The sequence below is a fragment of the Zoogloea sp. genome (genome assembly GCF_028693495.1).
Taxonomy (GTDB): Bacteria; Pseudomonadota; Gammaproteobacteria; order Burkholderiales; family Rhodocyclaceae; genus Zoogloea.
In genome coordinates, this window is sequence record NZ_JAQUVG010000116.1 from 1 (window position 1) to 10178 (window position 10178).

The 10178-nt window shown below is 64.4% G+C and carries 6 protein-coding genes; 4 read left to right on the forward strand and 2 right to left on the reverse strand.

Annotated elements, in window-relative coordinates; genetic code table 11:
- On the reverse strand, positions 1 to 1657 hold a 1657-nt coding region (locus PHD22_RS15045; RefSeq protein WP_299868630.1), incomplete at its 3' end, for a PAS domain S-box protein.
- A gap of 180 nt (positions 1658 to 1837) precedes the next feature.
- On the opposite strand from PHD22_RS15045, the gene PHD22_RS15050 reads away from it, so the two are divergent.
- The 4 genes from PHD22_RS15050 to lpdA all read left to right on the forward strand — a co-directional run bounded on the left by PHD22_RS15050 (position 1838) and on the right by lpdA (position 9613).
- The gene (locus PHD22_RS15050; protein WP_299868634.1) at positions 1838 to 3031 is read left to right on the forward strand and encodes an ABC transporter substrate-binding protein; all 1194 of its coding nucleotides are present in this window, start codon (positions 1838 to 1840) and stop codon (positions 3029 to 3031) included.
- 366 nt (positions 3032 to 3397) lie between these two features.
- Positions 3398 to 6073, forward strand: a complete 2676-nt coding sequence (aceE, locus tag PHD22_RS15055; RefSeq protein WP_299868637.1) for a pyruvate dehydrogenase (acetyl-transferring), homodimeric type — start codon at positions 3398 to 3400, stop codon at positions 6071 to 6073.
- A 17-nt stretch (positions 6074 to 6090) separates the two neighbouring features.
- Positions 6091 to 7746 carry a dihydrolipoyllysine-residue acetyltransferase gene (gene aceF, locus PHD22_RS15060; RefSeq protein ID WP_299868640.1) on the forward strand — a complete coding sequence of 552 codons (1656 nt, stop codon included), beginning with the start codon at positions 6091 to 6093 and terminating at the stop codon, positions 7744 to 7746.
- Between the two features lie 88 nt (positions 7747 to 7834).
- Positions 7835 to 9613, forward strand: coding sequence for a dihydrolipoyl dehydrogenase (lpdA, locus tag PHD22_RS15065; protein ID WP_299868643.1), 1779 nt, complete (start codon positions 7835 to 7837; stop codon positions 9611 to 9613).
- 70 nt (positions 9614 to 9683) lie between these two features.
- Here lpdA and PHD22_RS15070 read toward each other — a convergent pair whose 3' ends face one another.
- Positions 9684 to 9941 carry a PEP-CTERM sorting domain-containing protein gene (locus PHD22_RS15070; protein WP_299868646.1) on the reverse strand — a complete coding sequence of 86 codons (258 nt, stop codon included), beginning with the start codon at positions 9939 to 9941 and terminating at the stop codon, positions 9684 to 9686.
- Positions 9942 to 10178: the final 237 nt, after the last annotated feature.

Here is a 10178-nt window from a genome sequence, read left to right on the forward strand (position 1 = left end):
CATACACAGCCGCATCCAGTCCATCCAGAACCGCCACAAAACGCTCGTGGGTCGCTTCAAGCTCGGCGCGCACCCTCTTGGGCTCGGTGATGTCGGTAATGGAAGCCATCCAGCCGGTCTGCCGTCCTTCCCCATCAATCAGGGGCGACAGGTAGAAACGGGCATCCAGGCGCTGGCCATCCTTGCGGCAGATGCGCATCTCGAACCCGGTAGCCGGCGCATTGCCGGCCAGGGTCATTTCCAGGTTTCGACGCAGCTCGTCGTAGTTGTCCTTGGGCCAGTAGGGGAATGGCGCCCGGGCGCCCACCAGATCCTCCGGGGACCAGCCGGTCATCCGGCAGAAGGCCGGGTTCACATAGATGATCCTGCCGGCCATATCGATGGCCCGAAGACCGGTGATCAGGGACTCTTCCATCGCCTTCCGGAAGGCGTACTCACCCCGCAGGGCCTCCTCGGCGGCCTTCCTGCCGGTGATGTCGTGGGCCACTGCGTACATCAGACGCTCATCCGGAACCGAATTCACGCTCCAGGCCAGCCACTTGAAACGACCGTCGGCACAACGGCAGCGATTCTCGAAGGCTCCCGGGGTCCCGGAAGCCAGGCTGCGCAAATGCTGGATGGTCTCCGCCACATCCTCCGCGTGAATGTAGTCGATCATCGGCCGACCCGGCAGACCCTCGGGCGAATGGCCGAGAATGCGTTCGAAAGCCGGGTTGCAGCGCCGGAACACACCATCGAGGCTGAGGATCGCGAGCATGTCCAGGGACAGGTTGAAAAGCCGGTCCCGCTCCTTCTCCACCCTCACCCGGCGCAGCATGTGGGCCCGCAGCAGCCACAAGCTCCACAGCACGAAAACGGACAGACCAACGATGACCACAATCGGGAAACCCGGGGGCAGATCCCCTTCTGTCCTGTAGGCCGTTGCCCGCAGGGTCAGGCCGTTGCCGGGAGGATCCAGGGGCAGGGAGAACGCCAGGTTCTCGTCGAGGGGCCGCATCGCCGAGTTGGCGCCCAGTATATCCCCTCGCGCCCCGGTAAATGACAGGCGGTACTTCTCGCCAAACCAGCTCGGCACCAGATAACTCACCATCCGCTCGATGGAATACACCGCCACCACCGCCCCCAGGGACTCACGCCCCCGCTGCACCGGCACATAGGCCTCCAGGACAGCCATGTTGCGGGCATTCACGTAAGGATCGCCATAGACCATGCGTCCCAGCTCCCGAGCCCGTCCCAGCACCACCATCTGGTCCCGGGACAGGGCATCGCCGACCAGCCAGTCGGTGGTATCAAAAGGAGCAGTCCATCGGACGCGCTGATCAGAAGCCACCCACACCACGTTTACAAGCTCGGAATTGTTGGCAATGTGCTGGTTGGCACGTACCTGAAAGGCGTCCGCATCCAGCCCATCGGACGCCAGTTCCCGAGCCAGCTGGCCCAGGAACTCTTCGGTCCCCTGCATGTGCTGGCGCATGGTCTGCTCCGCCCACTGGACATCCCGGGCAAGTCCATTGCGCTGGGTTTCAACTTCCTGGCGCTGGAGCGTCCAGACCAGGATCAGCATCACCAGCGCAAACAGCAGCACGGCAACGTACGGGGCTGTCCAGTACCAGTTGGCCCGGACGGGCTTGCGGGGAGGAAGGCTCTTGTTCGGCATTTGCCCTGCATCCTGATGGTGGATGCGCCCCCCGGGCATCGGGACATACCCTTATGGCCAGCCCGCGGCCGATTGGAGCGGCCCTCCATTAAAGCCTTTGCCCCGGGCGGATAGGATGGCAGGATAGCGATGCACAGAACAAGGGCCGACCATGAGTGGCCCGTCCCCGTGGAGACATCCTTGCAGCCCTTCCTTTCCATCGCCCTGTGGACCCTGCTGGCAACGACGGCTGGCCATGCGGGGGCCATCGAGCCCATCAAGATCGGGGTGTCCGGCCCTTTCACCGGAGGATCGAACCCCATGGGCATCGCCATGCGCGACGGGATCCGGCTCGCCGTACAGGAAATCAATGATGCCGGAGGCATTCTCGGCCGTCCCCTCAAGCTCATCGAACGGGACGACGAGGCCCGCCCGGAGCGGGGCGCCCAGGTCGCACAGGAAATGATCTCCCAGGAAAAGGTGATCGCCGGCCTGGGCATCGTCAACACCGGGGTTGCCCTGGCCAGCCAGCGCTTTTATCAGCAGGCCCATGTCCCGATGATCACCTCCGTTGCGACCGGCTCGATCATCACCAAGCAGTTCCTGCCCCCCCAGTACCCGGACAACTACATCTTCCGGGTGTCAGCCCCCGACTCCATCCAGGCCGCCATGATCGTCGAGGAAGTCGTCCTCCGGCAGCGCCTGCGCAAGCTGGCCATCTTCCACGACAGCACCAACTACGGCCAGCTGGGACGGGAAGACCTGGAGCGGGCGATGGAACAGCACAACATCCGGCCCGTGGCAGTGGAACGCTTCAACATCCGTGACGTGGACATGACGCCCCAGCTGGCCCGTGCCCGGGCAGCCGGCGCTGAGGCCATCCTGACCTACGGCCTCGGCCCTGAACTGGCCCAGATTGCCAACGGGATGGTGCGGATCGGCTGGAAAGTCCCGATGGTGGGCAGTTGGGCGATGGCCATGTCCAACTTCATCGACAACGCAGGCCCCAACGCCGAAGGCGCGCGCATGCCCCAGACCTTCATTCAGGAAGGCAACACCCCCCGCCGCAAGGCCTTCCTGGAAAGTTACCGAAAACGTTTCGGTGTCGAAAGGATTCCGGTGCCCCCTGCTGCGGCCCAGGGCTATGACTCCATGCTGCTCCTGGCCAGCGCCATCCGCCAGGCCCGCAGCACCGACGGGCCGCGCCTGCGGGAAGCCCTGGAATCCCTCAAGGAACGGGTGGAAGGCATCGTGATGCTCTACGACCGCCCCTTCTCCAGGACCGACCACGAGGCGATCGACTCGCCCAAGGCCACAGTCATCGGAGAGATCCGTAACAGACAGGTGGTCTTCGCTTACGACGCAGACCGCAGGCGTGACGCCCAGTCCAGATGACCCTGTCAGCGGAATGCCTTTTTCCGCGCCAGGCAGGGGATTTCCCCCCTCCCTCATCCCTGGCTTTTTCTTGCAACCCTGTCGCATCAGGCTTCACCAGCAGCCCCCCGCCCCACCCTGCAACACCAAGACATCAACACGTTTGGCCCTCCGGAGTTCGGGCCCGGCCAGAGGGCCTTCGTCCTGCATCACGGCAGCACGGAAATCCATGCTGCCGCCGGGCATTATCTATTGCACGATGCGATATTTGGTTTTATATTGCGAAATACAAGAGCTGCAATCCGGCTCCACAGGTTTGTTTTTAAGCCCTGCTGCCGTTACCCACGTCAGCTATCCACAACCCGCAAGTCATGAGGAGACAAGACCATGGCAGCGAATACGCATAACGACCGGGCCGACATGGACGCCCAGGAAACCAAGGAATGGCTGGACGCGCTGGCAGGCGTGGTCGAACAGGAGGGCGCCGAACGGGCCCATTTCCTGATCGAGAAGCTGATCGAGGCAGGCCGCGAGGAAGGGATCGACATCCCCTACTCCGCCAACACCCAGTACATCAACACGATCCCTGCCGACCAGCAGCCCAAGTACCCGGGCGATCCGGACATGGAGATCAAGCTCCACTCCTACATTCGCTGGAACGCCATGGCCATGGTCGTGCGGGCCAACAAGCACACCAACGTGGGCGGCCACATCGCCTCCTTCGCCTCTGCTGCAGCCCTCTACGACGTGGGCTTTTCCCATTTCTGGAAGAGCATCGACCATGACACCGGCGGCGATCTGATCTACTTCCAGGGCCACTCCGTGCCCGGCGTGTATTCCCGCGCCTACATGCTCGGCCGCCTCACCGACGAGCAGATGGACAGCTTCCGGCAAGAATCCGAAGGCCAGGGCATCTCGTCCTACCCGCACCCCTGGCTGATGCCGGACTTCTGGCAGTTCCCCACCGTGTCCATGGGCCTCGGCCCCCTGTGCGCCATTTACTCCGCGCGCTTCATGAAATACCTCGCCAGCCGCGGCCTGATCGACGCCGCCAAGGCCGAGCAGCGCAAGGTGTGGGCCTTCCTCGGCGACGGCGAGACCGACGAGGTCGAGTCCCTGGGCGCCATCGGCATGGCCGGCCGTGAAAGGCTGGACAACCTGATCTTCGTGATCAACTGCAACCTGCAGCGCCTGGACGGCCCGGTGCGTGGCAACGGCAAGATCATCCAGGAACTCGAAGCCGAGTTCCGCGGCGCCGGCTGGAACGTCATCAAGCTGATCTGGGGCACCCACTGGGACGCCCTGTTCAACCGCGACAAGAAGGGCATCCTCAAGAAGCGCATGATGGAGCTGTGCGACGGCGAGTATCAGACCTTCAAGGCCAAGAACGGCGCCTACGTCCGCGAGAACTTCTTCAACACCCCCGAGCTGCGTGAGCTGGTGGCCGACTGGACCGACGACGAGGTGTGGAACCTCAACCGCGGCGGCCACGATATCTTCAAGATCTTCACCGCCTACAACGCCGCGGTTAACCACAAGGGCGCCCCGACCCTGATCCTCGCCAAGACCATCAAGGGCTTCGGCATGGGCCAGTCCGGCGAGGCCATGAACATCTCCCACCAGCAGAAAAAGCTGGACATCGACTCGATCCGCCGCTTCCGCGACCGCTTCGGCATCCCGGTGCCCGACGACAAGCTGGCCGAGCTGCCTTACCTGCGCTTCCCCGAAGACTCCCCCGAATACAAGTACATGATGCAGCGCCGGGTGGACCTGGGCGGCTTCCTGCCCCAGCGCCGCCGCAAGGCCGAGCCCCTGGCCGTGCCGGGCCTCGACGCCTTCGGCGCCCTGCTCAAGGCCTCCGGCGAAGGCCGCGAGCTGTCCACCACGATGGCCATCGTGCGCATCATGAACACCCTGCTCAAGGACAAGCAGATCGGCAAGAACATCGTCCCCATCGTGCCCGACGAATCGCGCACCTTCGGCATGGAAGGGATGTTCCGCCAGTACGGCATCTGGAACCAGCAAGGCCAGAAGTACGTTCCCGAAGACCATGACCAGCTCATGTTCTACAAGGAGAGCGAGACCGGCCAGGTGCTCCAGGAAGGCATCAACGAAGCCGGCGCCATGGCCGACTGGATCGCCGCCGGCACCGCCTACAGCGTGCACGGCGTGCAGATGGTGCCCTTCTACATCTTCTATTCCATGTTCGGCCTGCAGCGCACCATGGACCTGTGCTGGGCGGCTGCCGACCAGCGCACCCGGGGCTTCCTGATCGGCGGTACCGCCGGCCGCACCACCCTGAACGGCGAAGGCCTGCAGCACGAGGACGGCCACAGCCAGCTGATGGCCAACATGATCCCCAACTGCATCAGCTACGACCCGACCTTCCAGTACGAAGTGGCTGTGGTGGTGCAGGACGGCATGCGCCGCATGTTTGCTGAGCAGGAAGACGTCTATTACTACCTGACGGTGATGAACGAGAACTACGAGCACCCGGAAATGCCCGCGGGTGCCGAGGCCGACATCATCAAGGGAATGTATGCCTTCCGTAAGGGCGGCGCCGGAGACGTGCGCGTCCAGCTGCTGGGCTCCGGCACGATCTTCAATGAAGTCATCGCTGCTGCCGACCTGCTCAAGAACGACTGGGGTGTGGAAGCCGACATCTGGGGCTGCCCCAGCTTCAACGAGCTGGCCCGCGACGGCCAGGACACCTACCGCTGGAACCTGCTGCACCCGCTCGAAGCCCCGAAGAAGAGCCACGTGGAGCAAAAGCTCGACGGCGCCGTCGGCCCGGTCATCGCCGCCACCGACTACATCCGTCTGTTCTCCGAGCAGATCCGTCCCTACGTCAAGAACACCTACGTCACCCTGGGCACCGACGGTTTCGGCCGCTCCGACACCCGTGAAAAGCTGCGCCACTTCTTTGAAGTGGATCGCCACTGGGTCACCCTGGCCGCCCTCAAGGCGCTGGCCGACGAAGGCAGGATCGAACGCGACAAGGTTGCCGCCGCCCTGGTCAAGTACAAGCTTGACCCGAACAAGCCCAACCCCATGTCCGTCTGATCGCGAGGAGCGCAAACATGAGCCAACTCATCGAAGTAAAGGTTCCGGACATCGGCGATTTCGACCAGGTGCCGGTGATCGAACTGTTCGTCAAGGTCGGTGACACCATCAAGGTGGACGACGCCATCGCCACCCTGGAATCCGACAAGGCCACCATGGACGTGCCCTCGTCGGCCGCCGGCGTGGTCAAGGAAGTGCTGATCAGCCTGGGCGACAAGGTTGCCGAAGGCACCGTGCTGATCCGCGTCGAGGCCGCCGGCGCTGCCGCTGCGGCGCCCGCCCCGGCTGCGGCGGCTCCGGCACCCGCAGCTGCCGCGCCGGCTCCGGCCGCCGCTCCGGCTGGTGCCGCCCCCGCCGCCGGTGGTGGCGTGGTTGAAGTGAAGGTGCCGGACATCGGCGATTTCGACTCCGTCCCGGTGATCGAGCTGTTCGTGAAGGTCGGCGACAGCATCAAGGCGGAAGACGCCATCGCCACCCTCGAGTCCGACAAGGCCACCATGGACGTCCCCTCCTCCGCCACCGGCGTGGTGAAGGAAGTGCTGGTCAAGCTGGGCGACAAGGTCTCCGAAGGTTCCGTGCTGATCAAGGTTGAAACGGGTGCCGGCGCTGCTGCCGCCCCCGCGCCGGCCGCCAGCGCAGCGGCGCCTGCTCCGGCTGCCGCGGCCCCCGCTGCAGCACCGGCAGCCGCTCCGGCCGCTGCCGCCCCGGCGGCTGCCGCCGCGCCGTCTGCCGTCACCCTGGGCGGCAAGGTGCACGCCAGCCCGTCGGTGCGCGCGTTCGCCCGAGATCTGGGCGTCGATCTGGCCCAGGTCAAGGCCACCGGCCCCAAGAACCGCATCCTGAAGGAAGACGTCTCCGCCTTCGTCAAGGGCGCCATGAGCACCGGCGTCGTTCCGGGCAAGACCGTGGCCGCCGCGGCCGTGGGCAGCCTGGGGGGTGGGCTGGACCTGCTGCCCTGGCCGAAGGTGGATTTCGCCAAGTTCGGCGAGATCGACGTCAAGCCCCTGTCGCGCATCAAGAAGATCTCCGGCCAGAACCTGGCCCGCAACTGGGCGATGATCCCGGCCGTCACCTACCACGAGGACGCCGACATCACCGACCTGGAGGCCTTCCGCGTCCAGATGAACAAGGAGTTCGAGAAGTCCGGCAAGAAACTCACCATGCTCGCCTTCATCATCAAGGCCTCGGTGCGCGCCCTGCAGGAGTTCCCCGAGTTCAACACCAGTCTCGACGGCGACAACCTGGTCTACAAGAAGTACTTCAACATCGCCTTCGCCGCCGACACCCCCAATGGCCTGGTCGTCCCGGTCATCAAGGATGCCGACAAGAAGAGCGTGTTCGAGATCGCCGCAGAATCGGGCAACCTGGCCAAGCTGGCCCGTGACGGCAAGCTCAAGCCGGCCGACATGTCCGGTGCCTGCTTCACCATCTCCAGCCTCGGCGGCATCGGCGGCACCTACTTCGCGCCCATCGTCAATGCACCCGAAGTGGCCATCCTGGGGGTCAACAAGTCGGTAATGAAGCCGGTTTGGGACGGCAAGCAGTTTGTGCCGCGCCTGACCCTGCCCATGTCGCTCACCGCCGACCACCGCGTGATCGACGGCGCCCTGGCGACCCGCTTCAACGTGTACCTCGCCCAACTGCTGGCCGACTTCCGTCGGGTCATGCTCTGAAATCGGTGAGGAGTGAGGGGTGAGGGGTGAGGCGTAAAAACCTCACCTCCCCCGCGCTTTTCACACTACGCCCAAAGAGGTGATCAAGATGAGTCAATTAGTGGAAGTCAAAGTACCCGACATCGGCGATTTCGCCGACGTGCCGGTGATCGAGCTGTTCGTAAAGGTCGGTGACACCATCAAGGTGGACGACGCCATCGCCACCCTCGAGTCCGACAAGGCCACCATGGATGTGCCCTCCTCCGCAGCCGGCGTGATCAAGGAGGTCAAGGTGGCCCTGGGCGACCGGGTCGGCGAAGGCAAGGTGCTGATCGTCGTCGAAGCCGACGGCGCCGGTGCCAGCCCCGCTCCGGCTGCGGCGGCAGCACCGGCTGCAGCGCCTGCCGCGGCACCGGTGGCGGCTCCAGCCGCTGCCAGCCACGGCGGTTCGGCCGACGTGGAGTACGACCTGGTCGTGCTCGGCGCCGGCCCCGGCGGTTACTCCGCGGCCTTCCGCGCCGCCGACCTGGGTCTCAAGACCGCCATCATCGAGCGCTACGCCACCCTCGGCGGCGTGTGCCTGAACGTGGGCTGCATCCCCTCCAAGGCCCTTCTGCACGTGGCCGCGGTGATGGACGAAGCGGAGCACATGGGCGCCGCCGGCGTCAGCTTCGCCAAGCCCACGGTGGATGTGGACGTGCTGCGCACCCACAAGGAAAAGGTCGTCGGCAAGCTTACCGGTGGTCTGGCCGGCATGGCCAAGGGCCGCAAGGTGGACATCATCCGTGGCTACGGTCACTTCCTCGACCCGAACCACATCGAAGTCGAAGAAACCACCGGCACCAGCCAGGACAAGACCGGCGCGAAAAAGGTGGTGAAGTTCAGGCAGGCCATCATCGCGGCCGGCTCGGCGGCGGTGCATCTGCCCTTCATCCCCCGCGATCCGCGCATTGTCGATTCCACCGGCGCACTCGAACTGCGCTTCGTGCCCGGCAAGCTGCTGGTCATCGGCGGCGGCATCATCGGCCTCGAAATGGCCACCGTTTATTCCTCCCTCGGCGCCCGCGTCGATGTGGTGGAGATGATGGACGGCCTGATGCAGGGCCCCGACCGGGACGCCGTGAAGGTGTGGGAGAAGCAGAACACCCACCGCTTCGACAAGATCATGCTGAAGACCAAGACGGTCGGCGTGGATGCCCGGGAAGACGGCCTCTACGTCACCTTCGAAGGCGAAGGCGTGTCGCCGGAGCCGGTCAGGTACGACATGATCCTGCAGTCGGCGGGGCGTGCCCCGAACGGCAAGAAGATCGGCGCCGAGAAGGCGGGCGTGATCGTGACCGAGCGCGGCTTCATCCCCGTCGATGCCCAGATGCGCACCAACGTGCCCAACATCTTCGCCATCGGCGACGTGGTCGGCCAGCCGATGCTTGCCCACAAGGCCGTGCATGAAGCCCACGTGGCCGCCGAAGTCGCCGCCGGGCACAAGGCCGCCTTCGATGCCACCGTGATCCCGGGCGTGGCCTACACCCATCCGGAAGTGGCATGGGTCGGCTACACCGAAGCCCAGGCCAAGGCCGAAGGCAAGAAGGTGGAAACCGCCAAGTTCCCCTGGGCAGCCAGCGGCCGCGCCATCGCCAACGGCGCCGACTACGGCTTCACCAAGCTGATCTTCGACGCCGAAACGCACCGGGTGATCGGCGGCACCATCGTCGGCCCGTCGGCCGGCGACATGATCGGCGAAGTGTGCCTGGCCATCGAGATGGGCGCCGATGCCGTGGATATCGGCAAGACCATCCACCCCCACCCGACCCTGGGCGAAACCGTTGGCATGGCCGCCGAAGTGGCCCACGGCAGCTGCACCGACGTTCCGCCGGCACGCAAGAAGTAAAGACTCAACGGGTCGTTGAAAGCACAAGGCGGCCGGGAGGCCGCCTTGTGCTTTATGGTGTACTCGCCGATCAAGCCGCCTGACGGCGGCGTGCAAATCCCACACCGGCCAAGCCAAGGCACAGCAAGGCGGCCGAGGCGGGCTCAGGGACATTGTTGACAGCGTTGACGACGATGTTGTCGAAGGAATGGTAGGGCGCTGTCTGCGTCCAGCGAACCGCGGTCACGTTGTCGAACGCGTTGTCAAAAGCGAATGTCTGCAGTCTCGAGAAGACCAGATCGGTGACGAAGGTGGCAGTAGCGGTACCGCCCCCCAACAAATCCGCCATGAAGGTAACGCTGGTCCTGGCCGCTCCATTCAAGCTATCGAGATCGATGCTGTCCAGCGAAAAAGCACCGCCACCGATCTTCGTGAGCCGGGTTACGCCATTGATGGAGTCATTATTAACCCGGCAATCAAATAGCTAAATTACTGAGCGTAGCGAACGTACTCATGGCTGAAATACGACCGCACACGATCCGGCATCGCAGCGATGCGTTCCATGCACGTACGCGCCTTCTCGAGA